The organism is Microbacterium sp. (assembly GCF_046295495.1).
In the GTDB taxonomy this organism is placed as follows: domain Bacteria; phylum Actinomycetota; class Actinomycetes; order Actinomycetales; family Microbacteriaceae; genus Microbacterium.
Genome location: NZ_JBKBNC010000008.1, coordinates 22,148 through 47,801, shown reverse-complemented (window position 1 = coordinate 47,801; position 25,654 = coordinate 22,148). Strand labels below are relative to the sequence as shown.

The 25,654-nt window shown below is 71.2% G+C and carries 25 protein-coding genes; 11 read left to right on the top strand and 14 right to left on the bottom strand.

The features are described 5' to 3' along the window. Window positions 1–47: 47 nt before the first annotated feature. From ACK4LS_RS05110 to ACK4LS_RS05095, 4 genes are read left to right on the top strand one after another with little or no spacing between them, the layout of a single operon-like run. Entirely contained in the window at window positions 48–1,124 is a 1,077-nt protein-coding gene (locus tag ACK4LS_RS05110; protein WP_409714132.1) for a carbohydrate ABC transporter permease, read from the top strand. After that, window positions 1,121–2,020, top strand: coding sequence for a carbohydrate ABC transporter permease (locus ACK4LS_RS05105; RefSeq protein WP_409714129.1), 900 nt, complete (start codon window positions 1,121–1,123; stop codon window positions 2,018–2,020). The genes ACK4LS_RS05110 and ACK4LS_RS05105 overlap by 4 nt, the downstream gene beginning before the upstream one ends. Before the next feature lie 29 nt (window positions 2,021–2,049). Then, on the top strand, window positions 2,050–3,504 hold the full coding sequence (locus ACK4LS_RS05100; RefSeq protein ID WP_409714127.1) for a glycoside hydrolase family 1 protein: 1,455 nt from the start codon (window positions 2,050–2,052) through the stop codon (window positions 3,502–3,504). Between the two features lie 34 nt (window positions 3,505–3,538). After that, the gene (locus ACK4LS_RS05095; protein WP_409714124.1) at window positions 3,539–4,552 is read left to right on the top strand and encodes a LacI family DNA-binding transcriptional regulator; all 1,014 of its coding nucleotides are present in this window, start codon (window positions 3,539–3,541) and stop codon (window positions 4,550–4,552) included. Between the two features lie 3 nt (window positions 4,553–4,555). Here the strand turns inward: ACK4LS_RS05095 and ACK4LS_RS05090 are convergent, their stop codons facing one another. Both ACK4LS_RS05090 and ACK4LS_RS05085 read right to left on the bottom strand, forming a co-directional pair. Beyond that, window positions 4,556–5,353, bottom strand: coding sequence for a MerR family transcriptional regulator (locus ACK4LS_RS05090; protein ID WP_409714121.1), 798 nt, complete (start codon window positions 5,351–5,353; stop codon window positions 4,556–4,558). Continuing rightward, on the bottom strand, window positions 5,346–5,873 hold the full coding sequence (locus ACK4LS_RS05085) for a VOC family protein (protein WP_409714118.1): 528 nt from the start codon (window positions 5,871–5,873) through the stop codon (window positions 5,346–5,348). Before ACK4LS_RS05085 ends, ACK4LS_RS05090 begins: the two co-directional genes overlap by 8 nt. Before the next feature lie 170 nt (window positions 5,874–6,043). Here ACK4LS_RS05085 and ACK4LS_RS05080 point away from each other — a divergent pair, with 170 nt between their 5' ends. Beyond that, window positions 6,044–6,400 (top strand): hypothetical protein, encoded by a 357-nt coding sequence (locus ACK4LS_RS05080; protein WP_409714116.1) that lies wholly within the window; start codon window positions 6,044–6,046, stop codon window positions 6,398–6,400. Here ACK4LS_RS05080 and ACK4LS_RS05075 read toward each other — a convergent pair whose 3' ends face one another. Further along, window positions 6,401–6,883 (bottom strand): MarR family winged helix-turn-helix transcriptional regulator, encoded by a 483-nt coding sequence (locus ACK4LS_RS05075; protein WP_409714113.1) that lies wholly within the window; start codon window positions 6,881–6,883, stop codon window positions 6,401–6,403. Between the two features lie 168 nt (window positions 6,884–7,051). Between ACK4LS_RS05075 and ACK4LS_RS05070 the strand changes: the two genes are divergently transcribed. Next, window positions 7,052–7,243 (top strand): hypothetical protein, encoded by a 192-nt coding sequence (locus ACK4LS_RS05070; protein ID WP_409714110.1) that lies wholly within the window; start codon window positions 7,052–7,054, stop codon window positions 7,241–7,243. 24 nt (window positions 7,244–7,267) lie between these two features. Then, window positions 7,268–7,609: a hypothetical protein gene (locus ACK4LS_RS05065; protein ID WP_409714107.1), complete on the top strand. Its 342-nt coding sequence runs from the start codon at window positions 7,268–7,270 to the stop codon at window positions 7,607–7,609. A gap of 96 nt (window positions 7,610–7,705) precedes the next feature. Here the strand turns inward: ACK4LS_RS05065 and nhaA are convergent, their stop codons facing one another. The 3 genes from nhaA to ACK4LS_RS05050 all read right to left on the bottom strand — a co-directional run bounded on the left by nhaA (window position 7,706) and on the right by ACK4LS_RS05050 (window position 11,614). Then, on the bottom strand, window positions 7,706–9,049 hold the full coding sequence (nhaA, locus tag ACK4LS_RS05060) for a Na+/H+ antiporter NhaA (protein WP_409714104.1): 1,344 nt from the start codon (window positions 9,047–9,049) through the stop codon (window positions 7,706–7,708). 248 nt (window positions 9,050–9,297) lie between these two features. Beyond that, the gene (locus ACK4LS_RS05055; RefSeq protein ID WP_409714101.1) at window positions 9,298–10,635 is read right to left on the bottom strand and encodes a uracil-xanthine permease family protein; all 1,338 of its coding nucleotides are present in this window, start codon (window positions 10,633–10,635) and stop codon (window positions 9,298–9,300) included. A gap of 46 nt (window positions 10,636–10,681) precedes the next feature. Continuing rightward, window positions 10,682–11,614, bottom strand: coding sequence for a phosphoribosylaminoimidazolesuccinocarboxamide synthase (locus tag ACK4LS_RS05050; protein ID WP_409714098.1), 933 nt, complete (start codon window positions 11,612–11,614; stop codon window positions 10,682–10,684). Between the two features lie 119 nt (window positions 11,615–11,733). On the opposite strand from ACK4LS_RS05050, the gene ACK4LS_RS05045 reads away from it, so the two are divergent. The 3 genes from ACK4LS_RS05045 (at window position 11,734) to ACK4LS_RS05035 (ending at window position 15,913) form a co-directional block, all read left to right on the top strand. Further along, entirely contained in the window at window positions 11,734–13,488 is a 1,755-nt protein-coding gene (locus ACK4LS_RS05045) for a BCCT family transporter (RefSeq protein ID WP_409714095.1), read from the top strand. Between the two features lie 257 nt (window positions 13,489–13,745). Beyond that, complete coding sequence (locus ACK4LS_RS05040) at window positions 13,746–14,369, top strand: PadR family transcriptional regulator (protein WP_409714092.1); 624 nt, start codon at window positions 13,746–13,748, stop codon at window positions 14,367–14,369. Then, window positions 14,366–15,913, top strand: a complete 1,548-nt coding sequence (locus ACK4LS_RS05035) for a DHA2 family efflux MFS transporter permease subunit (RefSeq protein ID WP_409714089.1) — start codon at window positions 14,366–14,368, stop codon at window positions 15,911–15,913. Before ACK4LS_RS05040 ends, ACK4LS_RS05035 begins: the two co-directional genes overlap by 4 nt. A gap of 60 nt (window positions 15,914–15,973) precedes the next feature. Here ACK4LS_RS05035 and ACK4LS_RS05030 read toward each other — a convergent pair whose 3' ends face one another. The 3 genes from ACK4LS_RS05030 to purD form a co-directional block, all read right to left on the bottom strand. Next, the gene (locus ACK4LS_RS05030; protein ID WP_409714086.1) at window positions 15,974–17,119 is read right to left on the bottom strand and encodes a SpoIIE family protein phosphatase; all 1,146 of its coding nucleotides are present in this window, start codon (window positions 17,117–17,119) and stop codon (window positions 15,974–15,976) included. Between the two features lie 259 nt (window positions 17,120–17,378). Further along, window positions 17,379–17,969, bottom strand: coding sequence for a class I SAM-dependent methyltransferase (locus ACK4LS_RS05025; protein ID WP_409714083.1), 591 nt, complete (start codon window positions 17,967–17,969; stop codon window positions 17,379–17,381). A gap of 181 nt (window positions 17,970–18,150) precedes the next feature. Continuing rightward, on the bottom strand, window positions 18,151–19,422 hold the full coding sequence (gene purD, locus ACK4LS_RS05020) for a phosphoribosylamine--glycine ligase (protein ID WP_409714080.1): 1,272 nt from the start codon (window positions 19,420–19,422) through the stop codon (window positions 18,151–18,153). Between the two features lie 337 nt (window positions 19,423–19,759). Between purD and ACK4LS_RS05015 the strand changes: the two genes are divergently transcribed. Further along, the gene (locus tag ACK4LS_RS05015; protein WP_409714077.1) at window positions 19,760–20,116 is read left to right on the top strand and encodes a sterol carrier family protein; all 357 of its coding nucleotides are present in this window, start codon (window positions 19,760–19,762) and stop codon (window positions 20,114–20,116) included. A 152-nt stretch (window positions 20,117–20,268) separates the two neighbouring features. On the opposite strand, the gene ACK4LS_RS05010 is transcribed toward ACK4LS_RS05015, so the two are convergent. The 5 genes from ACK4LS_RS05010 to ACK4LS_RS04990 all read right to left on the bottom strand — a co-directional run bounded on the left by ACK4LS_RS05010 (window position 20,269) and on the right by ACK4LS_RS04990 (window position 25,634). Then, window positions 20,269–21,201 (bottom strand): sugar kinase, encoded by a 933-nt coding sequence (locus ACK4LS_RS05010; protein ID WP_409714074.1) that lies wholly within the window; start codon window positions 21,199–21,201, stop codon window positions 20,269–20,271. Next, window positions 21,198–21,848, bottom strand: coding sequence for a bifunctional 4-hydroxy-2-oxoglutarate aldolase/2-dehydro-3-deoxy-phosphogluconate aldolase (locus ACK4LS_RS05005; protein ID WP_409714071.1), 651 nt, complete (start codon window positions 21,846–21,848; stop codon window positions 21,198–21,200). Before ACK4LS_RS05005 ends, ACK4LS_RS05010 begins: the two co-directional genes overlap by 4 nt. Beyond that, window positions 21,838–23,064 carry a D-mannonate dehydratase ManD gene (manD, locus tag ACK4LS_RS05000; RefSeq protein ID WP_409714068.1) on the bottom strand — a complete coding sequence of 409 codons (1,227 nt, stop codon included), beginning with the start codon at window positions 23,062–23,064 and terminating at the stop codon, window positions 21,838–21,840. Before manD ends, ACK4LS_RS05005 begins: the two co-directional genes overlap by 11 nt. Window positions 23,065–23,163: 99 nt before the next feature. Then, window positions 23,164–24,564 carry an MFS transporter gene (locus ACK4LS_RS04995; protein ID WP_409714065.1) on the bottom strand — a complete coding sequence of 467 codons (1,401 nt, stop codon included), beginning with the start codon at window positions 24,562–24,564 and terminating at the stop codon, window positions 23,164–23,166. 65 nt (window positions 24,565–24,629) lie between these two features. Beyond that, the gene (locus ACK4LS_RS04990) at window positions 24,630–25,634 is read right to left on the bottom strand and encodes a zinc-binding dehydrogenase (protein WP_409714062.1); all 1,005 of its coding nucleotides are present in this window, start codon (window positions 25,632–25,634) and stop codon (window positions 24,630–24,632) included. Window positions 25,635–25,654: the final 20 nt, after the last annotated feature.

Sequence of the window (25,654 nt, the reverse complement as noted above, 5' to 3'; positions counted from 1 at the left end):
CGGGTCGGACGCTCCGGCGTCCGGCCCGCGCTCCCGGAAGGAACCCCGTGACCACGACACTCACTCCCCCCGCGACCTCCGCGGCATCCGCTCCCGATGGTCCCCCCGCGCGCACGCCCCGACGCCTCGGCTTCGGGTCCCGACTCAGCGCGTGGGACCTGAAGCTGTCGCCGTACCTCTACATCTCCCCGTTCTTCGTCCTCTTCCTCGTCACCGGCCTGTTCCCCATCCTCTACACGGGCGTGATCTCGTTCATGGACTGGGACCAGATCCGCGGCTCGGGCACCTTCGTCGGCTTCGACCAGTACGCCTACGTCCTGTCGCAGCCGGCGTTCTGGGACGCGCTGCGCAACACCTTCAGCATCTTCGTGCTGTCGACGGTGCCGCAGCTGCTGCTGGCGGTGTTCATCGCCGCCATGCTCGATCAGAACATCCGCGCCAAGACGCTGTGGCGCATGGGCGTGCTCGTGCCCTACGTGATGGCCCCCGTCGCGGTGGCGCTCATCTTCAGCAACATGTTCGGCGACCAGTACGGCATCATCAACACGCTGCTCGGTCGCATCGGCCTCCCCGGCGTCGGCTGGCACTCCGACGCGTTCGCCAGCCACATCGCCATCGCCACGATGGTCAACTTCCGCTGGACCGGATACAACACCCTGATCCTCCTCGCGGCGATGCAGGCCGTGCCGCGGGAGTACTACGAGGCGGCCACCGTCGACGGCGCGGGCAAGGTACGCCAGTTCTTCTCGATCACGCTGCCCAGCCTGAAGCCCACGCTGATCTTCGTCATCATCACCTCGACCATCGGCGGCCTGCAGATCTTCGACGAGCCGCGCATGTTCGACCAGTCGGGCACCGGCGGCGCCGACAACCAGTGGCTGACGATCTCGCTGTACCTCTACAACCTCGGCTGGGGCGAGTGGAACTTCGGACGCGCGGCTGCTCTGGCCTGGATCCTGTTCCTGCTCATCCTCGTCATCGGTGCGGTGAACCTCCTCATCAGCCGCTCGCTCGTGCGCGACGAGGGGTCCCGCGACGGGCTCACCCGCGCCCAGCGCCGCGCCGCGGCGCGCGCGGCCCGCGACCGTCTGGCCGCCTCGACCGGAAAGGGTGCACGCTCATGAGCATCATCGACACCAGCCCCGTCACCGGGGCCGCCGACCCGAAGCCCGCACGTCGGCGTCCTCGCCCCGTGCGCGGCTCCCGCCCCGGCTGGTTCGTCTACGCCAGCCTCGGCGTCGTGCTGCTCGCCGCCCTCGTGCCGTACTACTGGGCGCTGCTCATCGGCTCGGGCGACTCCGCGACCATCCGCGACCCGGAGATGTCGTGGATCCCCGGTGGCAACTTCTTCGCCAACGCCGCCGCCGTCCTGGGCAACCCGGCCGTCAACTTCTGGGCGGGGCTGTGGAACTCCATCATCAGCTCGGCGCTGATCGCGGCATCCGTGGTGTTCTTCTCCACCCTCGCGGGGTGGGCCTTCGCGAAGCTGCGCTTCCGCGGCGGACCGTGGTTGCTGCTCTTCGTGGTGGCGACGATGGCCGTGCCCACGCAGCTGGGCGTCGTGCCGCTGTACATCCTCTTCAGCGAGCTGGGCTGGACGGGGCAGATCGGGGCGATCATCGTGCCCGCGCTCACGAGCGCCTTCGGGGTGTTCTGGATGACGCAGTACCTGCGCCAGGCGGTGCCCGACGAGCTGATCGAGGCCGCGCGCGTCGACGGGGCGAGCTCGTTCCGCACCTTCCTCACCGTGGGCGTCCCGGCCGCGCGTCCGGCGGCGGCCATGCTCGGACTGTTCACGTTCGTGACGGCCTGGAACAACTTCTTCTGGCCGTTCATCGTGCTCGACCGTCAGAACCCGACGCTGCCGGTGGCCCTCTCGCTGCTGCAGTCCAACTACTTCGTCGACTACTCCATCGTGCTCGCGGGCGTGCTGCTGTCGACGATCCCGCTGCTGCTGCTGTTCGTCTTCGCGGGCAAGCAGCTGGTCAGTGGCATCATGCAAGGGGCGGTCAAGGGATGACCCTCGCGCCCACGGAAGGAACCCGATCCATGTCCCACACCCGAACGTTCCCCGAAGGCTTCCTCTTCGGCGCCGCGACAGCCGCCTACCAGATCGAGGGCGCCGCCTTCGAGGACGGCCGCACCGCCTCCATCTGGGACGCGTTCAGCCGCGTCCCCGACGCCGTGATCAACGCCGACAACGGCGACGTGGCGTGCGACCACTACCACCGCTACGCCGGCGACGTGCAGCTCATGAAGCAGCTCGGCCTCCAGACCTACCGTTTCTCGACGTCGTGGTCGCGCGTGCGCCCCGATGGCGGCGCGCTCAACCCGAAGGGCGTCGACTTCTACAAGCGCCTGGTCGACGAGCTGCTGGATGCCGGCATCCTGCCCTGGCTGACGCTGTATCACTGGGACCTCCCGCAGGCGCTGCAGGACCGTGGCGGCTGGACCGTGCGGGAGACGAGCGACCTCTTCACCGAGTACGCCCTCGACATGCACGACGCCCTCGGCGACCGGGTCGATGTGTGGACCACCCTCAACGAACCGTGGTGCTCCTCGTTCCTCAGCTACACCGCCGGAGCTCACGCTCCGGGGCATTACTCGCAGGCCGAGGGCATGCTCGCCGCCCACCACCTGCTCCTCGGCCACGGTCAGGCCGTGCGGGAGCTGCGGGCCCGGGACGCCGCGCTGAACCTCGGACTCACGCTCAACCTGACCGTGGCGGATGCCGTCGACCCGGCGAACCCCGCCGACCTCGACGCCGCGCGCCGCATCGACGGGCAGTTCAACCGCTGGTTCCTCGACCCGATCTTCCGCGGGGAGTACCCCGCCGACATCATCCGGGACTTCCGCGACACGGATGCCGAGGCGGTATCGCGGTGGCAGGCGGCGGTGCGTCCGGGAGACCTCGAGATCATCTCGACCCCGATCGACTCGCTCGGCGTGAACTACTACCACGGCGAGCTCGTCGGCGGAACGCCGCCCGAGGTCGACCCGCCCGCGGGAGACGCCCCTACGACGCGTCCGATCGGCAAGCCGTTCCCCGCGCACGAGAACCTGTACTGGCACGACCGCGGCCTTTCCCGCACGAACATGGGCTGGGAGGTGCAGCCCGAGGGCCTCACCCGCCTGCTCGAGCGCGTGAGCGAGGAGTACGCCGCGGCACCCGGGGTGGCGCTGTACGTGACCGAGAACGGCGCGTCGTACGACGACGAGCTGGTCGAGGAGGCCGGCGAGAGCCGTGTGCACGACGTCGACCGCGTGGAGTTCGTCGAGGCGCACCTGAGCGCGGTGCTGGACGCCGTCGAGAAGGGCGTGGACGTGCGCGGGTACTTCTACTGGTCGCTCATGGACAACTTCGAATGGGCCTGGGGCTACGCCAAGCGGTTCGGCATCGTGTACGTCGATTACCAGACGCAGGAACGCACCCTGAAGGACTCCGGCCGGCAGTACGCTCGCATCATCGCCGAGCGTGCTCTGGCCGCCGCACCCGCGGTCTAGAGCCCGCCCGCCGGGTTCGCCAGGAGGCACAGTGATGGAGATCGCACCCGCACGCGGCACCGCCACGATCGAAGAGGTCGCGGCGCGGGCAGGTGTGTCGCGCTCGACGGTGTCGCGCGTGGTCAACGGGTCGACCGCCGTCTCCCCCTCCGCTCTCGAGGCCGTGCGCCGCGCGATCGACGAACTGCAATACGTTCCCAATCGCGCGGCGCGCTCCCTCGCGAGCCGCCAGACCCGGGCGATCGCCCTGGTCATCCCGGAGCAGACCGACCGCTTCTTCGGCGACCCGTTCTTCGCCTCGATCGTCGCCGGCATCGGAGAGGTGATCGGGGAGTCCGACTACATCATGAACATGCTGATCGCCAGCGACGACGCCAGCGCGAAGGCGCTCGGATACCTGCGCGGCGGCAGCGTCGACGGGGCCATCGTCGCCTCGCACCACACCAGTGACACCTTCCTCGACCGCGTCGCCGACGTCGTCCCGGTCGTCTACGGCGGACGCCCCGCGCGTGTGCGCGCCGACGACTACTACGTCGACGTCGACAACGTCGAGGGCGGGCGGGCCGCCACCGCCTACCTGCTCGCGCGGGGCCATCGCCGCGTCGCGACGATCTCGGGCCCGCCCGACATGCCCGCCGGCATCGACCGCCTGCAGGGCTTCCGCGACGCGATGGCCGAGGCGGGGCTGGAGCCCGTGGCCGTCGAGAACGGCGACTTCACCGAGATGGGCGGCGCGCTGGCGATGGACCGCATCCTCTCGGCCGGGGAGGACCTCGACGCCCTGTTCGTCGCGAGCGACCTGATGGCGCGCGGGGCGTACGGCGTGCTGCGCGAGCGGGGCCTGGAGCCGGGCCGCGACGTCGCCGTGATGGGCTTCGACGACTCCGCCGTGTCGACCTCGCTCAGCCCGGCGCTGACCACCGTGCGCCAGCCCTCCCTCACGCAGGGGCGGCACATGGCCTCCGTGCTGCTCGACATCCTGGCGGGTCGGCCGGCTCCGCACGCCACCATCCTGCCGACCGAGGTCATCGAGCGCGCCTCGGCCTGACGCTCACCCCCACTCGACGGTGTCGGGGTCGATGCCGTGCGCGCGGGCGCCGGCCTCGATCGCGTCGCGCAGCCAGACAGCCAGGCCGGGGCGCACCCCGTCGTAGTGCGCCGCGAAGCGCGGGTCGTCCGCGTACATCCGCCCCAGGTGCACCTGCATCCCCCGCGTCAGGGGGAAGAACGCCGAGTAGACCGCGCGATGGCGCTCGACGAGGTCGTTCGCCGCGTCGTCGCCGGGTCGGATGCCGGCCTCGAGTGCCGCGCCCAACTCCGCGTCGACGGCCGAGACGGTCTGCATCACGGCCGCCCAGTCATCGGCGGACCGGCCGGCGGAGCGTTCGGCGTACTCCTGCCAGGACGATGACGCGCCGTAGTGCGCGCGCGCTTCGGCGGGCCACCGCGGGTCCCACCCGGGTCCGAATGCCGCGCGCTGCTCGTCGTCGGAGAGCAGGACGCCGCGCTCCTGCGCCTCGATCATGCGCGCGAGATCGTCGTCGACCTCGCGCAACCGTGCGATGCGCTGCGAGAGCTGCGCGCGCTGCACCCGCAGGCTCTCGACGACGTCATCGCCCGGTTCGTCGATGATCGAGCGGATGGCGTCGAGATCGAGGCCCAGCTCGCGGTAGACCGTGATGCGGCGCAGGCGCTCGAGATCGGCGTCGGTGTAGAGCCGGTATCCCGCACCCGAGCGCGCGGCGGGGCGGGCGAGCCCGATCTCGTCCCAGTGGTGCAGGGTGCGCACGGTGAGCCCGAGCCGCGCGGCGGTCTCGCCCACCGGCATCCCCTGCCCCTTGTCAGTCATGTCGTCCATTGTCGTGCCGTCCCTCGTCGTCGCGACCGATGCCGACGGCCTGCAGGCTGCGGCCTTCCGCCGTGGACGGATCGAACACCTTGGCGGCCGTGAACACGACCCGGGCGTTCTCGGGCGTGACCACCTCGAGGTCGCGGGTGTTCCAGGGGGTGTCGTGCGGGTGCACCTCGGCGCCCACGAGGCGAAGGGCCTCGACCAGCGGCTCGATCTGATCGAGGACGCACGCGAAGCTCACGCTCCCCGTCGGGGCGCTCGCCGGGGTCTCGCCCGCCACGAGCAGCACGTCTTGGAAGGCCCACCTCCGCAGGTGCACCATGCGCCCCGGGAAGGCGAACAGCTCGAAGAAACCGAGTCCCTCGGTCCAGAAGTCGACGGACGCGGCGAGGTCGGCCGTCGGGAGGCTGACGAACATCGGCATCCCGTAGATGCCGCGGAACGGCGGCGGGGCGACGGCGTCGGGGCCGGGCGGGGGGACGGGGCTGACGTCGAAGGCGTCGAAGGTGTCTTCCATGACCCCAGGCTCGGCCCTCACGTGGCGTGAGGGTCAAGCTCGGCCGCGAGAGGGCTCGGGTCGCGCGGGCGGCGGCGGAGCGGGCCCGGCGTTGATGGCCTGCGTCCAGGATGACGTACGATTCCTCTGGCGGGAGTCCATCCGCCGGGTCGATCAGAAGGGGCCGCGAGGTGCCGTTCCGCAGTAAAGACACATTGCAGGCCTGGCTCGACGAATACGCCGCCAGTGGCGTGGGGGGCGGTGGCATCGCCTACGTGGCCGATCAGGAGCCCGTCGACGGTGTCGACAGTGGTCTGGTGATCTTCCCGCTCGGCAACGCGACGACCTCGGTGTACCTGGCGCCCATCGCCGTCGGCGTCCCCGACTGGCGGGTCACCTTCGAGGCGCAGCCCGAGGTGACCGAACTGTCGCCGGAGGCGGTCTACGACCTCTGTCGCGAGATCGCCTGGGCGGCGGATCTCTGCGCGTTCCTGCAGCGCAAGTCGGTCGAGCACATGGAGCGCCTCGCCGCGGAGACGCAGGCGTAATCAGGCCGCCGACGCGCCCGTCACCGCGGCGCGGTCGACCCGGGATGCCTGTTCGCTCGCGGCGAGTGCGGCGTGCCGGAGGAAGGCGGCGAAGTCGGCCTCTGTACCGGGGTCGAGCTGCTGCACGATCCGCCGGAACGTGTCCTGGAAGTGCGCGAGCTGCGACCAGGGCTCTTTCTCCAGATCGACATCGAGGTGGATGTGGTTGACGCGGCGGTCGGTCTCATCGGCCTCGCGACGCAGGATGCCGCGTCGCACGAGTCGCTCGACCATGGTGGTGACGCCCGCAGAGGTGACGCCGAGGTGACCGGCGAGTTCGGAGGGGCGCACCCCGGGGTTCGTGCCGACGTAGGCGAGTGCTTTGGCGTCGAGCTCGTTGACCCCGAGCTGCTTCCGGGCCCGGGCGGCCGCGCTGTCGCGCTCCGCGCAGAACAGCACCAGAGCCGCCATGAGGGGCGACGTCTCACCCGTGTCTGCATTCATCGGAACTCTCCCCGTGTCACCTGCCACTCACGACTATACCTAACCGTCTTAGGTACCCAGACTGACCTTTACGTTCAGTGATTGTCAATCCCCGTGACACTCAACGAAGTTACCTAAGCCGGTTAATTACATGTTACGTTGATCATCAACCGAGGCGAACGATCTCGGATGCCGAACGAAAGGACGCTCACGATGACTCTCGCCGCTCTTCCCTGGGCCCAGACCTCTGGTCTGCGCCGCTCCACGTTCGTGCCTTCCGCCCTGGGCGTCGCCGCCCGTCGGCGGTTCGTCGCCGTGACCGCTTCGGCCATGGTCGTCTCGGTGGCCGGCCTCGGCGTCCTCGCCCCCCTCGTCTTGTAAGCACCCGAACGATCAGGAGTCCTCATGGGAAAGCTCTTCTACGGTTCCGACCCTCAGTCGATCGAGATCGACGACCGTCTGCTGCAGTACCTGCAGGTCGTGCTCGCGACCAAGCTGCGTCGAGGCGAGTCCTTCACCATCACGTGGACCGACATCGCGGCCCACCACGCCCGCACCACCCTGTGGGTGCAGCCCGCGATCTCGATGCGCTTCCAGTACGCCTCGTCGGAGTCGCAGCGGCTGTCCGGCGGTTATCTCCGCCAGCTCGCCGATCAGGCCGCGACCTCCGCCGGTCTCATGGTCGACGCCGCCACCTGGCAGCAGCACGAGGACGCCCACCGCGTTCAGCTCGCCGCCGCCGCCTGACCCTCGACCACCGCGCCCCGCACCTCGACAGGTGCGGGGCGTTCGCGTGTTCCGATCCGGCCGTGTCCCCCGCCGACCGCGTCCCCGTCGTGCGGGTCAGGACTCGTCGCGGGGAGAGCGTCGCTGCGGCTGCTGGTACACGTCGGGGACGTCGTCGCCGTCGGCATCCACTTCTTCGGCCAGCGCGAGCTGCTTGTAGCGCCGGTTGCGCACGAGCAGCACGGCCGCGGCCAGCACGGATGCCAGCAGCGAGGCCACCATGATGGCGATCTTGGCGTCGTCGGTGTGGGGTGAGCCCTCGGGGAAGCTCAGCTCGGCGATCAGCAGCGACACGGTGAAGCCGATCCCCGCGAGGAGGCCGACCCCCGCGAGGTCGATCCACTTCAGGGCCGGGTCGAGCCGCACGCGCGTGACGAGGGTGAGCAGGCGCACGCCCAGAAGGATGCCGATGGGCTTGCCGAGCACGAGTCCGGCGACGACGCCGATCGTCACGGGATCCATCACGGCCCGCAGGAGCCCGTCGGCGCCGCCCACCGAGACGCCCGCGGCGAAGAAGGCGAAGATGGGCACGGCGATCCCCGCCGACAGCGGGCGGAAGCGGTGCTCGAACTGCTCCGCGAGGTCCATCCCGCGCAGCTGCGGCTGACGCCGCGACGCGGCGACGGGAATCGTGAAGGCGAGGGCCACGCCGGCGATCGTGGCGTGCACGCCCGAGGCGTGCAGGAACGCCCAGGCGGCGAAGCCGATGGGCAGGAGCACGACCCACGCGGCCCACCCGTGGCGCGCGAACCACGCCCGCCCGCGGTGGGCGATCACGCCGTAGACCACCACGAGCACCGCGAACACCGCGAGGGGCAGCAGGGAGATGTCGCTGGTGTAGAAGACCGCGATGATCGCGATCGCGATGAGGTCGTCGACCACGGCGAGGGTCAGCAGGAAGATGCGCAGCGGGCCCGGGAGGTGGGAGCCGACGAGGGCGAGGACGGCCACCGCGAAGGCGATGTCGGTCGCCGTGGGGATCGCCCATCCGGCGAGGAGGCTCGGCTGGGTGTGCACGATCGCGACGTAGATGAGCGCGGGCACGGCGACACCCGCGACGGCGGCGGTCACCGGGACGATGGCGGTACCGAAGCGGCGGAGACTCCCGACGACGATCTCGCGCTTGAGCTCGAGGCCCACCATGAAGAAGAAGACGGCGAGGAGCCCGTCGGCCGCCCAGGCGCCGACGCTGAGCTCCAGGTGCCAGGGCGCGAAGCCGAAACGGAAGTCACGCAGCGCGAAGTAGGCGTCGGACGCGGGGGAGTTGGCCCAGGCGATCGCCGCGATGGCGGCGACGACCAGCAGCATCCCCCCGATGGATTCGCGGCGCAGAAGGGTCGTGACGCGGTGGACTTCGGCGTATCCGGGCCACCGTGGGGCGCGTGCGATGTCGTGGTTCATGGGGAGCTCCTGAGGGGTCGATCGACGAATCGTCGACCAGACTTCCCGACACGCCTCGCCCAGTTTACGGGAGCCGCCCGGCAGGCCGGGCCGGGCGAGGGGCGCGCGCGAAACCGCCGCCCGCGCCGAGGCGGGCGTGGGGCGGGCGTCCGGCATCACCCGAGGGGTGCGGACACCGTCCCGAGCCGTGCCGGACCCGGGCGGGGGAGGTTCCGCACGAGACCACCGGATGCCGGCGAGCCGGCGTCTCAGGCCGGATCGCCGCCCAGCGGACCCACGGCGGGGATGGGGCCGCCGTCATCGGCGCCGGTCTTGCGGGCGCGCGCGATGGCGTTGCCCAGGTGGTAGATCACCAGGGCGGCGACGGAGCCGAGGACGATGGCGCCGAGCTGGAAGTCGCCCCACTGCATCGTGAAGCCGGCGATCGCCAGCACCAGCGCCACGGCACCGGTGTACTGGTTGACCGGGCGCGAGAAGTCGACTCGGTTGTCGACCCAGATCTTGATGCCGATGATGCCGATCAGGCCGTAGAGCGCGGTGGTCACCCCGCCCAGCACGCCCGGCGGGATGGTGTTGAACACCGCGCCGACCTTCGGCGAGAGGCTCAGCACGATCGCTGTGAGACCGGCGACCCAGTAGACCGCGGTGGAGTAGACGCGCGTCGCGGCCATCACGCCGATGTTCTCGCCGTACGTGGTGGTGCCCGAGCCGCCGAAGGTGCCGGCGAGCGTCGTGGCGACGCCGTCGGCGATGAGGGCACGACCGGTCGAGCGGTTGGCCGTGGCATCCGTCATCGCGGCGACCCCGCGCACGTGACCGACGTTCTCGGCCACGAGCACGAGCACGACGGGCAGGAACATCGCGATGACCGACCACGTCTGGGCGGAGGCGAAGTCGGCGATCTGGAACGTGGGCAGACCGACCCAGGGGGCGGCGTCGACCACGGAGAAGTCGATGAGGACCTCCCCGGTCGTCAGCTGGATCAGCACCGTGGCGAGGTAGCCCACGATGACCCCGAGGAAGATCGAGATGCGTCCGACGAACCCGCGGAACAGCACGCTGAACAGGATCACCGCGATGAGGGTGATCGTGCCGGGCAGCGGCTGGAGCTGGAAGTTCTGCCAGGCGACGGGAGCGAGGTTGAAGCCGATCAGCGCCACGATCGCGCCGGCCACCACCGGCGGCATCACCTTGTCGACCCACCCCAGACCCGCGAACTGCACCACGAATCCGATCGCGGTGAGCAGGATGCCGACGGCCACGATGCCCGCGAGGGCGGATCCCGTGCCGGCGGTGGTGGTGGCGGCGGTGATGGGCGCGATGAACGCGAACGACGACCCCAGGTAGCTGGGGAGGCGGTTGCGCGTGACGAGCAGGAAGAGGAGCGTGCCCACTCCCGAGAACAGCAGCGTCGTCGAGACCGGGAACCCGGTGAGCACGGGCACCAGGAAGGTGGCGCCGAACATCGCGATGACGTGCTGCAGGCCGATGGCGGCCGTGGCGCCCCAGTTCAGGCGCTCGCCCGGGGCGACGACGGCTCCGGGGGCGACGGTGCGGCCGTTGCCGTGCAGCTTCCAGCGGAACATGGGTCTCCTCGGGGGATGGGGGCGGGGGAACCTCGTGCGGACGAGCTCAGGACGCCGTCAGCAGGTGCAACAGGGTCGCGTAGCGGTCGCGGGTGCGGGTGACGATCTCGGCGGGGAGGGCGGGGGGCTCGCCCTGCTTGTCCCAGTTCGCGGCGAGCCAGTCGCGCACGATCTGCTTGTCGAAGCTCGCCATGCGCTCGGCGGGGGTGGAGCCGGTGCGCCAGGCTTCGGCATCCCAGTAGCGAGAAGAGTCGGAGGTGAGCACCTCGTCGGCGAGGGTGAGCACGCCGTCGCCGTCGTAGCCGAACTCGAACTTCGTGTCGGCGAGGATCAGGCCGTGCGCCTCGGCGGTGGCCGCCGCGCGACGGTAGATCTCGAGCGACAGATCGCGCAGCGCCTCGGCTGTCTCGGCACCGACGATCTCGACGGAGCGTTCGAACGTGATGTTCTCGTCGTGCTCGCCCATCGGCGCCTTGAACGCGGGGGTGTACAGCGGCTCCGGGAGGCGGTCGCCGTCGTTCAGACCCTCGGGGAGCGGGATGCCGCAGACCGTGCCCGCCGACCGGTACTCGGCCCAGCCGGAGCCGGTGAGGTAGCCGCGCACGACGCACTCGATCGGCTGCATGTCGAGGGCGCGCACGAGCATCGCGCGCCCCTGCACGGCATCCGGGATGAGGGCGACGGCGTCGTCGCCGTCGAGGGCGTGGTCGGCGGCGAGGTGGTTGGGGACCGCGCGGCCGCCCTCGGCGCCGGCGAGCCGGTCGAACCACCACAGGCTGAGCGTGGTCAGGAGGACGCCCTTGTCGGGGATGCCGGGGGAGAGCACGTGGTCGAAGGCGCTCACGCGGTCGCTGGCGACGACGAGGAGGTGGGCCGGCTTCGCGCCGTCGGCGGTGTCGGCGGGGACGAAGAGGTCGCGCACCTTGCCGGAGTAGACGTGGCGCCAGCCGGGGAGCTCGAACGGGGGAGCGGGGGTCACCCGCTCATTATGGCGGGTCGGTGCCGGCTTCCCGGGCCGGGGAGAGGCGGATTGTGTCACAACGGCCGCGTCGACGCCTGCCCTCCGGTGCGCGGACGGCCCCTGGCTAGCCTGGAGGCATGACCGAGGCAGCCCCCGACACCGCGGCGTCCATCGATCCCCATGCGGGGAGCCGCCACAAGACCATCCGCGGCTGGGTCTTCTGGCCCGCCGCCGCCATCGCTTTGGCGTTCATCGCTTTCGCGCTGTTCTTCCCGGCCGCGGCCGAGGGCACCTTCGACGCGGTGCAGACCGCGATCGTGTCGACCTTCAACTGGTACTACGTGCTCATCGCGGCGTTCTTCGTGGTGTTCGCGCTCGCGATGGGGTTCAGTCGGTTCGGCAGCATCAAGCTCGGACAGGACGACGACGAGCCGGAGTTCTCGACGCTGTCGTGGTTCTCCCTGCTGTTCGCCGCCGGAATGGGCATCGGTCTGGTGTTCTACGGCGTGAGCGAGCCGCTCAGTCACTTCATCGAGCCGCGCCCGGGCGTCACCGGGACGCCCGCCGAACTCGCGCAGCAGGCGATGTCGCAGACCTTCCTGCACTGGGGCGTTCACGCGTGGTCGATCTACGTCGTGATCGGCCTCGCGCTCGCCTACGCCTTCCACCGCCGGAAGCGGCCGCGCACGATCCGATGGGCGCTCGAGCCGATCCTCGGTGCGCGCCTCGTGCAGGGCGCGTGGGGTAACGCCGTGGACGTCGCCGCGCTCGTCGGCACGCTCTTCGGCGTCGCGACCTCCCTGGGCCTCGGCGTCATCCAGATCAGCGCCGGTCTCGACTTCCTGGGTCTCGTTCCGCCCACCGTGATCAGCCAGGCCGTCATCATCGGCATCATCACCGGGTTCGTGCTCTTCTCGCTGCTGTCGGGCGTCGGCAAGGGCATGAAGTGGCTGTCGAACATCAACCTCGTGCTCGCGGGCGTGTTGATGCTGTACCTGCTGTTCGCCGGCCCCACCGAGTTCCTCCTGCGCGACGTGGTGCAGTCGATGGGCAACTACATCTCGGACTTCGTCGGCCTGTCCTTCACCGTCAGCGCCTACGCGGGTGACGACGGCGTGGCGTGGCAGGGGGCGTGGACGGCGTTCTACTGGGGCTGGTGGATCTCGTGGGCGCCCTTCGTCGGCATCTTCATCGCGCGGATCTCGCGCGGGCGGACGGTGCGCGAGTTCGTCACCGGCGTCATCCTCGTGCCCACCCTCGTCGGCATCCTCTGGTTCACGGTGCTCGGCGGCACGGCGATCTACGGGGAGCTGACGGGCACGGCCTCGCTCGCCGGACCGGACGGGTCGGTCGACGTCTCCACCGCGCTGTTCCAGATGCTGGAGGGCGTTCCGGGATCGGTCGTGCTGATCGTCGGATTCCTCATCTTGATCGGGGTGTTCTTCGTCACCTCCGCCGATTCCGGGGCTCTCGTGATGAGCATGATCGCCACCGGCGGCGAGGAGGAGCCGAAGAAGTGGGTGCGCATCTTCTTCGCCCTGGCCACGGCCGTCATCGCCTTCGCGCTCCTGATCGCCGGCGGGTTGACGGCCCTGCAGACCGCGGCCATCAGCATCGCCCTGCCGTTCAGCCTCGTGCTGCTGGCGATCTGCTGGGCGACCGTGACCGCGTTCCGTCGCGAGATGCGGGCGTACGACCGCGCCGAGCGGGCGGCGTTGCGCGACGCGATCGGCCAGCACTACGGTCTCGAGGTCGAGGAGCCCAATCAACGCGGCATCTTCGGTCTGCCCGCGCGCTGGCGTCATCGTCGGGCGGTCGCCGTGCCGGCCGACGCGCCCATCGAGACCGAGGGTTCCTCCGGAGCGGTCTCGGGCACCTCCTCGTCGGACTGATCCTCCGCAGCTGCATCTCCTCGAAGACGCCGTGTCCGCTCCGCCGGCACGGCGTCTTCGTCGTGAGCGCTCGACGAGATGCACGCGCCCGTCGGGCGGGACGAGCGCCGGGCGCGGACCTTCCTCGACACGCCCCGTCGCGCGTCGTCCGCCCGCGCGTTCCGGACACCCGACGTTCATCTCCGGGCGTTCGCGCCTGCTGCGGAACAGGCGTATAGTCCACGTGGACTAGTCGACACGGACCATGAGGGGGACGGATGCCGGAGACGAGCCGCCTCACCCCCGTGGGCGTCATGATCCTCGCGACGCTGCGCGAGGGCGACATGCACCCGTACGAGATGGTGCGCCTGCTCAAGGAGAGGCGCGACGACCGTCTCGTCCCCCTGCAGAAGGGCACGATCTACCACACGGTCGCGCGCCTCGAGCGCGACGGCCTCCTCGCCGAGATCGGCGTCGACCGCGACGGCAACCGCCCCGAACGCACGACGTATACGCTCCGGGAGGCCGGTCGCCACGCCGTCGAGGAATGGGTGCGCGCCGAGCTGCCCCAGATCGAGCGGCCGAGCGACTTCCGCGTCGCCCTCTCGGAAGCCCACAACCTCGAACGCGATGAGGTCATCGCCCTGCTCGATCGGCGCCGCGCGCTGCTGCTGGCCTCGGTCGACGAGCACCGCACGGGGCTCGCCGCGTCGGCCGCTCGCGAGACACCCGAACAATTCCTCGTCGAGCTGCAGCGGCAGTCCGCTCTGCTCGACGCCGAACTCGCGTGGCAGGACTCCCTGCGCGCGCGCCTCGCCGATCGTTCCCTCCCCTGGGGCATCGCCGAGATCCCCGAACACATCAAGAAGAAGCACCGCGTCTCAAAGGAGACCACCCCATGACAGACTCCCGCGCCGCCTCCGCGGCATCCACCCGCACCACCGAAAGAAGCCCCTGGCCCGCCCTCTGGGCGCTCGTCATCGGGTTCTTCATGATCCTGGTCGACACCACGATCGTCTCGGTCGCCAACCCCGCCATCAAGGCCGCCCTCGACCCGGACACCAACAACCTCGACAACGTCGTGTGGGTCACGAGCGCCTACCTGCTCACCTACGCCGTGCCGCTGTTGATCACCGGTCGCCTCGGCGACCGCTTCGGCCCGAAGAACGTCTACCTGACGGGCCTGGCGGTCTTCACGATCGCCTCGCTCGCGTGCGGGCTCGCCCCCAGCCTCGAGATGCTGATCGTCGCCCGCGCCGTGCAGGGCCTGGGCGCCGCGCTCATGACCCCGCAGACGATGGCGGTCATCACCCGCACCTTCCCGCCGCAGAACCGCGGCGCCGCGATGGGCCTGTGGGGCGCCACCGCCGGGGTCGCGACCCTCGTCGGCCCGCTCGCGGGCGGCCTGCTCGTCGACGGGCTCGGCTGGGAGTGGATCTTCTTCATCAACATCCCCGTCGGCGTGATCGGCTTCATCGCCGCGGTCATCCTCGTGCCGCAGCTGCCCAAGACCGCGCACAAGTTCGACATCGTCGGCGTCGTGCTGAGCGCGATCGGCCTCTTCCTCATCGTGTTCGGTCTGCAGGAGGGCGAGCACTACTCGTGGGCGGCCTGGATCTGGGTGATGGTGGCCGCGGGCGTCGCGGTCATGGGCGTGTTCATCTGGACGCAGGCGCGCAGCAAGGGCGAGCCCCTGGTGCCCCTCGACCTCTTCCGCGAGCGCAACTTCTCGATCGCGAACCTCGCGATCGCCACGGTCGGCTTCACCGTGACGAGCATGGCCCTGCCGCAGATGTTCTACCTGCAGCTGGCGCGCGGTCTCACGCCCACCGAGTCGGCCCTGCTGCTCATCCCGCTGGCCGTGCTGTCGGGCGTGCTCGCTCCCTTCGCGGGCAAGCTGCTCGACCGCACCGATCCGCGCTTCCTGCTCGTGCCCGGGCTGCTGCTGGTCGGCGGATCACTCGGGATCTACGTGGCGCTGATCCTGAACGACGCGCCCATCTGGGCCTTCCTCATCCCGTCGGCGCTCATGGGTGTCGGCAACGCCGGCATGTGGGGTCCGCTCGCCACGACGGCGACGCGCAACCTGCCGCCGCGTCAGGCCGGCGCCGGCGCGGGCATCTACAACACGACCCGCACGGTCGGCTCGGTGATCGGCTCGGCATCCATCGCCGCGTTCATGCAGGCGCGCCTCGAGGCCAACCTCCCGGGTGCCGCGGACGCCGATGCGAGCTTCGGCGGCGGGACCCTGCCGCCGCAGGTGGTCGAGGGGTTCTCGGCTGCCATGGGCCAGTCGCTCGTGCTGCCGATCGTCGTGATCGGCGTGGGCCTGATCGCCGTGCTGTTCATGCGGCGCCCGTCGGTGATCCGCCCGCATGGCGCGCCGCGCGATGCGGCCCCCGCGCAGCAGGCGGCCCAGGCCGCCCCCGCCGCCGCGGGCGAGTGAGCCCCACGAACGCCGTCGTCCCCTCGGGGGCGGCGGCGTTCGTCGTTTCCGCGCGGGCCGTCAGTGAACGGATGCGACGATCGCGGTGACGTCGTCATCCACCCGCTGCGTCGACACCCGAACGGCCAGCTGGTCGAAGAAGCCCTCCGGTTCGGCGGCCCGCCGCAGGTCTTCGCCGAGCTGGCGCAGGCTGTCGAGGGTCGAGTCGTAGGCGTCGAGCGCGCCGTCCGAGACGCTGACGATGAGGTCGCCCCGACCGACGGGGACGGCCCCCGCCTCCCAGGGGAGCCGAGCCGGTCGAAGCCCCAGCGGAAGGTTCCGCGAGCTGAGCCGCTCGCTCGTGCCGTCGGTGCGCAGCACGAGGGTCAACCCGTGCCCGGCGTCGACGAACTCCATGGTGCCCGCGCGCGTGTCGATGACGGCGTGGAAGACGGTGGCGAACGTGTCGCGATGACCGCGACGGTGGGCTTCGCGCTCGACCTCGATCAGGGCCTCGATCGGCGCGGCATCCCGGCGCTCCTGAAGGGCGTCGAGCAGCTCTTCCGCGAGCCGGCCGGCGATCTCGCCCTTGCCCATGACGTCGGCCAGGGTCAGCACCACGCGCCCGCTCACGTGCTGCCAGCCGCCGCGGTCGCCGCTGACGACGCCGTGGGGGAGGGCGAACGACGCCAGGCGCACCTCGTCGGCTCCCGTCCGCTCGGCGACCACCTCGGGCGCGGCCGGGCTCGTCGGCGTCTCGGGGTGTTCGCTCTCGCGCAGCTCGGCCTCGGCCCACGCGCCGAAGCGCTCGAACGCGTCGCGCTGCTCGTCGTCGAGCGCGGAGGGTTCGTGATCGAGGAGGCAGAGCGTGGCGACGGTCTCGCCGTCGTACGTGCGCAGGGGATACCCGGCGTAGTACCGGATGCCGTGCGTCGCCACGATCGCGCGGTCGGCGAAACGCGGGTCGGCGCGACCGTCGAAGACCTCGAGCACAGCGGGCTGCTTCACCGCCTCGCCGCAGAACGACTCCTCGATGGGGGTGTGGACGAATCCCGACTCCACCTGCGACTTCGTGTACACGGTCTCGGAGTCGACAATGTTCAGCACCGCGTAGTCGACGTCGAAGACGTCTTTCGCGAGACGCGTGATGCGGTCGAAGCGCTCCTCGGGCGGGCTGTCCATCAACCCGAGTCGCTGCACCGCTTCGTCGATCGTCTTCTCGGTCACGTTCACCCTTTCCCCGCACCCGCCCGTCGGACCACCGTAAACGGGCAGCGCGCGTCGGTACAGGCCGGAACGCGCAGGGTTCGGATCGGATACGGGGGAGTCCCGGCGCCCGAGGGCCGGAGCGGACGTGCTCGTCGCCCGCCGCGACGCGATCTGCGACGGCGCCTCGCGGGCCGTGCCGCCCCGCGGTCCGCCCGCTGCCGGGCCCGAGTCCGGAACGCCGGCCCCCCGACGCCCGTCCGCACGAGCCGGGTGCCCGTCAGGCTCGCCGCTCGCACACCAGCGCCCCGACCGGCCGCTGGCCGCGCGTCGCGCGCGTGTGGGTCTCGATCACGTCCAGGCCCGCGGCATCCGCTCTCCGCCCCAGCTCCGCCGCCGGCCACCGATGCGCCCGGACCACGGCGTGGTCGAACGCCTCGACCTCGGCGCCGACGAAGAAGCCGAGCAGCAGTCGCCCTCCCGGCCGAAGCGTCCGCGCGAACTCCCGCAGCGGCACCTCGACGACGTCGGGGTCGTGGTGGATCGTCGAGAACCACGACAGGATGCCGCCGAACTCCTCGTCACCGGCCTCGAGGTCGTCGATGGTGCCGACGTCGAAGCGGATGCCGGGTCGCACCGACCGCGCGTGGTCGACGAACCGCGGGGAGAGATCGATGCCGCGCACGTCGAGGCCGCGCCGGGCCAGATGTCCCGTCCAGTGACCGGGGCCGCACCCCGCGTCGAGCACCGGGCCCGTGACCGAGGTCGCCCAGGCGTCGATGATGCTCCGGTCGACCGGGTGCGCGGCATCCATCGACCCGAATGCCGCGATGTACTCGTCGGCCCGGGCGTCGTAGGGGGTCGCAGTCATCGGTCGAGACTACGGCGCGAGGTCGTCGCCGATCCGCCCGGCCACGCGGGGCCGCGGCCCGTGTCCCCGGGGCGAGGGCGCAGGTGACGGGAGGAGACGGGGGGAGGGGAGGATGGGTCCCGCGTCGTCGGTCCTCCGCCGTGGATCGCCCTCCGCTGCCGGGCACGGGGCCGGCAGGGGCTCAGGACCGGGCGACCCGCGCGGCGATGTCGCTGCGGTACTGCCCGCCCTCGAGCCCGATGCGCTCCAGCCCGGCGTACGCGGCCGCGCGCGCCTCGGCGAACGTGGTGCCGGTCGCCACGACGCTGAGCACGCGCCCGCCCGTCGCGACGAGCTCGCCGTCGCGGTCGGCGGTGGCGGCGTGGGCGACGTGCACGCCGTCGACCTCCTCGGCCTCGTCGAGACCGGTGAGCACGCGATCCGTGAGCGGCGCCTCGGGATAGCCCTCGCTGGCCAGCACGACCGTGACGGCCGTGGCGTCGGCGAAGGCGGGGCGCGGCTGATCCTCGAGCGTGCCCGAGGCGGCGGCCAGCAGCAGGCGCGACAGGGGATCGACCAGGCGCGGCAGCACGACCTGCGTCTCGGGGTCGCCGAAGCGGGCGTTGAACTCGATGACCTTCACGCCCTGCTCGGTGAGGATGAGTCCGGCGTAGAGCAGTCCGATGAACGGGGTGCCCTCGGCATCCATCTGCCGGATGACGGGCTCGGCGATCTCGCGCGTGACCTGGGCGACGAACTCGTCTTCGCCGCCGAAGCGCTCGCTCAGCCACGGCAGGGGCGAGTACGCGCCCATGCCGCCGGTGTTCGGGCCCTCGTCGCCGTCGCGCAGACGCTTGAAGTCCTGCGCGGGGCTGAGCGGGGCCACGTGGTCGCCGTCGCTGAGGAAGAACAGCGACACCTCGGGGCCCGAGAGGAACTCCTCGATCAGCACGGCCCCGGTGGGGAGGTAGTCCCCGGCGTGGGCGATCGCGGCATCGCGGTCGGACGTGACGATCACGCCCTTGCCCGCGGCCAGGCCGTCGGCCTTGACCACGTAGGGCGCGCCGAACTCGTCGAGGGCCGCCTCGACGGCGGCGGCATCGTGCGCGCGCACCGAACGACCGGTGGGCACGCCCGCGGCATCCATGATGCGCTTGGCGTAGGTCTTGGAGCCCTCGAGCTGGGCCGCGGCCTTGCCGGGGCCGAACACCGGGATGCCGTGCGCGCGCAGCGGATCGGCGACGCCCGCGACCAGCGGCGCCTCGGGACCGACCACGACGAGGTCGATCGCCTCGGCCTTGGCGAAGGTGAGCACGGCCGTGGAGTCGAGCGGATCGAGGTCGACCAGGTGCGCCTCGCGAGCGATGCCGGCGTTGCCGGGGGCGGCGAAGATCGCGTGCGACTCCTCTTCGGAGCGCAGGGCGAGGATGATGGCGTGCTCGCGCGCGCCCGAACCGAGGACCAGGATTCTCACGCGGCCAGCCTATCGACCGCGCGGTCGGGGCCTCGGCGCGGACACCACGCAGGAGTTCCGTGGTCGCATCCCCGTCGTCTCTGATCCCGGGGCTCTCCGACCGCTGCATCTCCTGCGTTCTGTCGCGCGGCGCGCCGGTTCCCGGCCCCGGGGCGGTCCGCTTCGGGCCGCCCCTGATGGTCGACCGCGGCGACGGCGACCACCACGCGTTTGACACGACGCAGGAACTCCGGACGGGCGCCGGCCAGCCGAAGGCCTCCGGCGCTCCCGGAACCGCGGAAGTCCTGCGTTGCGTCCCGCCGGCCGACCGACGGGGGCGGCGAGTAGCGTGGATGCCATGCCTCCCCGCCGCATCGAGACCGGAGACGGACGCGCGGCGCTCGCCGCGGTCGCCGCCGGAGACGCCCCGCGCGCGGCGACGGCCACCGCCGTGCGCTACCTGCTTCAGCTGATGGTCGAGAAGGCGCCGGGCAATTCCGTGGAGATGCGGGTGCCCCCGTTCGGGGCCGTGCAGGTCATCGAGGGTCCGCGGCACACGCGCGGCACCCCGCCCAACGTCGTCGAGACCGACGCGGCCACCTGGATCGCCGTTGCGACGGGCCGTGAGCACTGGGCGGATGCCGTGACCGCCGGCCGCATCGTGGCCTCCGGCGTGCGCGCCGACCTCAGCGCACTGCTCCCGCTGCGGCCGTAGCCCGGGTCGCGGTATCCGCAGCTCTCCGCCGACATCGCACGATCCGCGCGAGATGACACGGTGGAGCCGGGCAACGTCGGGTCATCTCGCGCGGAACGTGTGATCTCGAGCGGTCGTCGGCGGCCGGGCAGGCAGGGGTGAGCCCGCGCGCGTCAGCGCCGGACCGGGTCTCCACCACCGCTGAGGAAGCGCTCGAGGTCGCGGCGCGTGGGAGCGGCCTCCCAGTCGCCCGGAACGAGGCAGGCCATCGCGCCGCAGGCATTGGCACGGATCAACGCGTCCGGGACGTCGAGGCCCTCGAGGTGGGCGCTGAGGTATCCCGCGACGAAGGCGTCGCCCGCGCCGACGGTGTCCACCGGGTCGATGGCGAAGCCGAGAGCCTCGGTGACGCCGTCGGCGGTGAAGACCGCCGCGCCGTCGGGCCCTCGTTTGACGACGACCTGCTGGACGCCGTCGTCGAGGAGCGATTCCGCGGCGTCCGTCGACATCAGGGCGAACTCCTCGACGCCGCCGAACACGAGGGTGGACCGTTCGGCGATCTCGCGCAGGACCGGACCGGCGACGTCGGGCGAGGCGAGGGCCGAGCGGTAGTTGACGTCGAAGGAGACCGGAACGCCGGCGGCGCGGGCGCGCTCGACCGCGGAGAGCACGGCGGCGCGAGCGGTGTCGGACAGCAGGGGGGTGATGCCCGTGACGTGCAGCAGATCGGCGTCTTCGATCCATCCCGGTGGGACGTCGGGGGGTGCCAGGCGCGAGCCGGCCGAACCGCGGCGGTAGTAGTGCACGGCGGTGGATGCCGCGGACGGGCGCTCTTTGAGCATGAGGCCCGTCGGCGCCTCGGGGTCGACGATCGCGCGCACCTCGAGGCCCTCGCCGCGGAGCTCGCGCCCGATGCGCTCGCCGAGGGGATCGTCGCCGACGCGGCCGAGCCAGGCCGCGTCGACACCCAGACGGCCCAGGCCCACGGCCACGTTGCTCTCGGCCCCGCCGATGCCGAGGGCGAGCCCCGCGGCATGGCGGAGCGACCCGATCTCGGTCGTTCGGGCGAGTGCCATCGTCTCGCCGAGGGTGACGACGCGGCTCACGGATGCCGCCCCGCGAGGGTGCTCGCTCCCGCGCACACGGCGACGAACCGTGCGGCTCGCTCGCGGAGCGCGCCGAGGTCGCCTCCGTGGAACGCATCGCCGAGCAGGGGGCCGCCGACGCTGACCGCCACGGCGCCCGCGGCGAGCCACGCGGCCGCGCTGTCGGCATCCACCCCTCCCGACGGGACCACGGCGATGTCGGGGAACGGGCCGCGGAGGTCCTTCAGATAGCCGGGACCCACCTGACCGGCGGGGAACACTTTGACCGCCGAGGCGCCCGCCGACCACGAGGCGAAGAGCTCGGTGGGGGTCAGGCCCCCGGGGACGATCGGCATGCCCGCGGCGACCGCGCGCTCGACCAGGGCGGTCGAGGTGATGGGGGTGACGACGTAGTCGGCGCCGACGGCGATGGCCCGCTCGAGCTGGTCGAGGGTCGTGACCGTGCCGATGCCCAGGTCGCCGTCGAACGACGCACGCAGCTGTGCGAAGACGTCGAAGGTGCCCGGGGTGGTGAGCGTGAGTTCGACGCTCTGCACGCCCGCGTCGGCCAGGGCGGCCAGGACGGGCGCGTAGTCCGACGCGGCGGAAGCCCGGGCGACGACGACGAGCCTCGACGAAACGGTGCGGGACGGAAGTTCACCAGTCATGGACGGTCCCATCGAGCAGGCGGTTCACCGGCAGGTAGGCCTTCGTGTACTCGAACGCACCGGCGGCCTCTTCGTCGAGTTCGACGCCCAGACCGGGCTGATCGCCCGGGTGAAGGAAGCCCTTGTCGAAGGTGAACGACGTGCGGAACACCTCGAGCGTCTGCTCGTTGTGCGGCATGTACTCCTGGATGCCGAAGTTGTGGATCGCCAGATCCAGGTGCAGGGCGGCGGCCATTCCGACGGGCGAGATGTCGGTGGGCCCGTGGATGCCGGAGCGGATGCCGTAGATCGCGGCGAAGTCGAGCAGCTTCTTCATCGCGGTGATGCCGCCGGTGTGGGTGACGGCCGAGCGCACGTAGTCGATCAGCCGCTCGGTGATGAGCGTCTGGTAGTCGTACACGGTGTTGAACACCTCGCCGATCGCGAGCGGCGTCGTGGAGTGCTGGCGGATGAGGCGCAGCGCGGTCTGGTCCTCGCCGGGCGTGGCGTCCTCGAGCCAGAAGAGATCGTAGGGTTCGACGTCCTTCGCGAACCGCGCGGCCTCGATCGGCGTCATGCGGTGGTGGCCGTCGTGCAGGATGCGCAGGTCGGTGCCGAATTCCTCGCGGATCCTCGCGAACACCCCGGGCATGTGGTTGCGGTACTGGCGGGTGTCCCAGGTCTCCTCGGCGGGGCGGTCGCCCGATCGCTTCGCCGGTTCGTAGTCGTACCGGACGCCGGGGCCCGCGGCCGAGACGCCGTAGATCTGCCCGAGGCCGGGGACGCCCGTCTGCACGCGCACGGCGGTGAAGCCGAGCTCGCGGTAGCCGGTGATGGCGTTGGAGAGGGCGGCGGAATCGGTGCCCGAGGCGTGGGCGTAGACGCGCACACCGTCGCGGCTCGCACCTCCCAGCAGCTGGTAGAGCGGCATCCCGGCCTTCTTGGCCTTGATGTCCCACAGCGCCATGTCGACGGCGGCGATCGCGGCCATGGTGACGGGCCCGCGTCGCCAGTAGGCGCCGCGGTAGAGGTACTGCCAGGTGTCTTCGATGCGGTCCTCGTCGCGCCCGATGAGCATCGAGGCGAGGTGGTCGGAGAGGTACGACGCGACGGACAGCTCGCGACCGTTGAGGGTGGCGTCCCCCCATCCGACGACGCCGTCTCCGGTGACGATCTTGAGGGTGACGAAATTGCGGCCGGGGCTCGTGACGATGACGTCGACGGAGGCGATGCTCATGCGGGGATCTTCCGGATCGAGGGCGGGGGAGGGAAGCCGGGCGGGTTCGCCCTCACCAACCCCCCCGGGTGCGGGAGCCGGGACACCGGCCCCCGCGGATCACATCGCGGAGCGCGGATCCGTCAGATCGCGGCCGGTCCACTCGGGGGCGATGATCGCCGCGACCAGCGCCGAGGCCGTGAACACGCCCATCAGCACCATGATCGGAACGATGCTGCCGGTGGCCGCGGCCACCCACGCGGCGGCGACGACGGGGCCGACGCCGGTGGCGATGATGGCCGCGATCTCGCGCACCATCGCGGTGAGGGTGTAGCGGTTGCGGGCGCCGAAGATCTCCGGGATCGAGATGTTCTCCATGGATGCCAGGCCCAGCACCGCGATGTTGTGGATCAGCGCGTAGCCCACGAAGATCCAGCCGACCTCGCGCGAGTTGATCAGCAGCAGGGTGGGCACGATGAGCAGCAGCGACAGTGCCGACATCACGATGTACATGCGGCGACGGCCGAACCGGTCGCCGAGCCAGCCCACGACCGGGATGGTGATGAAGCCGAGGAGCGAGGAGACGATGACCACCTCGGGGCCGACCTCCTTCGAGATCGCGAGCGTGATCGTGATGAACGAGATGAGGTACGTCTGCACGATGCCCGAGTTGCCGGCCTGGCCGAAGCGCAGGAAGAACGACACGAGCACGGCCTTGAGCGGCTTCTTCTGCAGCGACTCCAGCGTGCGGATGTCGTTGGTCTCGGTGGCGACCTTGTGCAGTTCGGCGCGGGAGAGGGCCTTGCCGTCGACGACGTCGGTGCGCTCCTCGAAGACGGGGCTCTCCTTGAGGTTGAAGCGCACCCACAGGGCGAAGAGCATGATGACGGCGCTGCCGATGAAGGGGATGCGCCAGCCCCAGGCGATGACGTCGCTCTCCATCATCACGGCGAGCAGGATCGCCCAGATGCCCGAGGCGAACAGCGTCCCGCAGTTCGTGCCGAGGGCGACGAGCGAGGCGACGACGCCGCGGCGGTTGTCGGGGGCGTACTCGGCGAGCATGACGCCCGCGCCCGAGATCTCGGCACCGGCGCCGAAGCCCTGCGCCAGGCGCAGCACGACGAGGAGGATCGGGGCCAGGATGCCGACCTGGTCGTACGTGGGCAGGAACCCGATGAGGGTGGTCGCGGCGCCCATGAGCAGGATCGTGTAGAAGAGCACCTGCTTGCGGCCGACCTTGTCGCCGATGCGGGCGAAGAAGAACGCGCCGACGGGACGGGCCACGTAGCCGACGCCGTAGGTGGCCATGGCGAGCACGACGGCCATGGCCGCGTCGCCGCCGGCGAAGAACACCTGGCTGAACACCAGGGCCGCGGCCAGCGAGTACAGCTGGAAGTCCATGAACTCCAGCGCCGTGCCGAGCCAGCCCGAGACGGCGGCGCGGACGAGGTCGCCCATCGACCTCTTGGCGACGGGTGGGGGCGTCGACGAATCGACGCCGGTGGCGGGGGTGCTGCTCATCGGATTACTCCTTCGTAGGGATGCGTAGCGGAATCGCTGGGTGGTGTCGGGGATGTTCGGGGCGCTCAGAGAGCGAGGAGCACCTTGGCGGACGCCGAGGAGTCCCGGGCCGTCGCGAAGGCGGCGACCGCATCGGAGGCGGGGATGACGTGCGAGACGACGGCGTCGAAGGCGTCGGTGGAGGCGAGCAGGGCGATGGCATCGTCGATCTCGGTCGAGAAGCGGAACGCCCCGCGCAGCGTCAGCTCCTTGGCCAGCAGCGGCGCGAGGTTGACGCCGAGATCGGCGTCGGGGAGCATCCCCACCTGCACGACGGTGCCGGCGCGCCGCGCCGCCCGCACGGCCTGCGTGAGCGCGACGCCCACCCCGGAGCACTCGAAGACGACGTCGAACGACTCGGGGTCGATGGCGTCGGTGCCCACGAGGAAGGTCTCGCCCGCCCCCAGCGCGCGGGCGCGCTCGAGGGGCTCGGGCCGCACGTCGCTCGCGCCGACCACGGCGGCTCCCGCGTGCACGGCGGCCGCCGCGACGAGCAGGCCGATGGGTCCCGCGCCGATCACGAGCGGCCGGCGGCCGGTGAGGTCGCCGGCCAGCGACACGGCGTGCAGCGCGACCGCGAGCGGCTCGGCCAGCGCGGCGCGCTCGAGCGGCAGCCCCTCGGGGAGCACGCGGATCATGTGGTCCTCGACGACGAGCAGCTCGGCGGCCGCTCCCTGGCGGTGCGGGAAGCCCGCCGCGCTGCCGAGGTAGTCGCCCCCGGCGCGCAGGTGCGGGCGGTCCTCGAGGCCCGCGACCGCGGGGCCGAAGCGCGCCGGGTGCACGGTCACGGGGGTGCCCGGCGCGAGGCGTCCCGACGGGTCGAGGTCGACCTCGGCCGACAGCTCGTGCCCGGGCGTCAGCGGCTCGCGCACGGCGTACTCGCCGTTCTTGCCGTGGAAGTAGTAGTGCAGGTCCGACCCGCAGATGCCGACGTAGCGCACCCGCAGGCGCACCTCGCCGGTGCGGGGCTCGGGAGCGGGGCGGTCTTCCCAGCGCACGTCTTCCGCGCCGTGTATCGCGAGAAGCTTCATCGCGTCTCCTTCTTCTTCGT

What these genes read in the sequence shown, in the direction of transcription:
- ACK4LS_RS05105 (WP_409714129.1), top strand. Translation starts at nt 1,121, where the DNA reads ATGAGCATCATCGACACCAGCCCCGTCACCGGGGCCGCCGACCCGAAG.
- ACK4LS_RS05100 (WP_409714127.1), top strand. Translation starts at nt 2,050, where the DNA reads ATGTCCCACACCCGAACGTTCCCCGAAGGCTTCCTCTTCGGCGCCGCG.
- ACK4LS_RS05095 (WP_409714124.1), top strand. Translation starts at nt 3,539, where the DNA reads ATGGAGATCGCACCCGCACGCGGCACCGCCACGATCGAAGAGGTCGCG.
- ACK4LS_RS05090 (WP_409714121.1), bottom strand. Translation starts at nt 5,353, where the DNA reads ATGACTGACAAGGGGCAGGGGATGCCGGTGGGCGAGACCGCCGCGCGG.
- ACK4LS_RS05085 (WP_409714118.1), bottom strand. Translation starts at nt 5,873, where the DNA reads ATGGAAGACACCTTCGACGCCTTCGACGTCAGCCCCGTCCCCCCGCCC.
- ACK4LS_RS05075 (WP_409714113.1), bottom strand. Translation starts at nt 6,883, where the DNA reads ATGAATGCAGACACGGGTGAGACGTCGCCCCTCATGGCGGCTCTGGTG.
- ACK4LS_RS05070 (WP_409714110.1), top strand. Translation starts at nt 7,052, where the DNA reads ATGCCGAACGAAAGGACGCTCACGATGACTCTCGCCGCTCTTCCCTGG.
- ACK4LS_RS05065 (WP_409714107.1), top strand. Translation starts at nt 7,268, where the DNA reads ATGGGAAAGCTCTTCTACGGTTCCGACCCTCAGTCGATCGAGATCGAC.
- nhaA (WP_409714104.1), bottom strand. Translation starts at nt 9,049, where the DNA reads ATGAACCACGACATCGCACGCGCCCCACGGTGGCCCGGATACGCCGAA.
- ACK4LS_RS05055 (WP_409714101.1), bottom strand. Translation starts at nt 10,635, where the DNA reads ATGTTCCGCTGGAAGCTGCACGGCAACGGCCGCACCGTCGCCCCCGGA.
- ACK4LS_RS05045 (WP_409714095.1), top strand. Translation starts at nt 11,734, where the DNA reads ATGACCGAGGCAGCCCCCGACACCGCGGCGTCCATCGATCCCCATGCG.
- ACK4LS_RS05040 (WP_409714092.1), top strand. Translation starts at nt 13,746, where the DNA reads ATGCCGGAGACGAGCCGCCTCACCCCCGTGGGCGTCATGATCCTCGCG.
- ACK4LS_RS05035 (WP_409714089.1), top strand. Translation starts at nt 14,366, where the DNA reads ATGACAGACTCCCGCGCCGCCTCCGCGGCATCCACCCGCACCACCGAA.
- ACK4LS_RS05025 (WP_409714083.1), bottom strand. Translation starts at nt 17,969, where the DNA reads ATGACTGCGACCCCCTACGACGCCCGGGCCGACGAGTACATCGCGGCA.
- ACK4LS_RS05015 (WP_409714077.1), top strand. Translation starts at nt 19,760, where the DNA reads ATGCCTCCCCGCCGCATCGAGACCGGAGACGGACGCGCGGCGCTCGCC.
- ACK4LS_RS05005 (WP_409714071.1), bottom strand. Translation starts at nt 21,848, where the DNA reads ATGACTGGTGAACTTCCGTCCCGCACCGTTTCGTCGAGGCTCGTCGTC.
- manD (WP_409714068.1), bottom strand. Translation starts at nt 23,064, where the DNA reads ATGAGCATCGCCTCCGTCGACGTCATCGTCACGAGCCCCGGCCGCAAT.
- ACK4LS_RS04995 (WP_409714065.1), bottom strand. Translation starts at nt 24,564, where the DNA reads ATGAGCAGCACCCCCGCCACCGGCGTCGATTCGTCGACGCCCCCACCC.
- ACK4LS_RS04990 (WP_409714062.1), bottom strand. Translation starts at nt 25,634, where the DNA reads ATGAAGCTTCTCGCGATACACGGCGCGGAAGACGTGCGCTGGGAAGAC.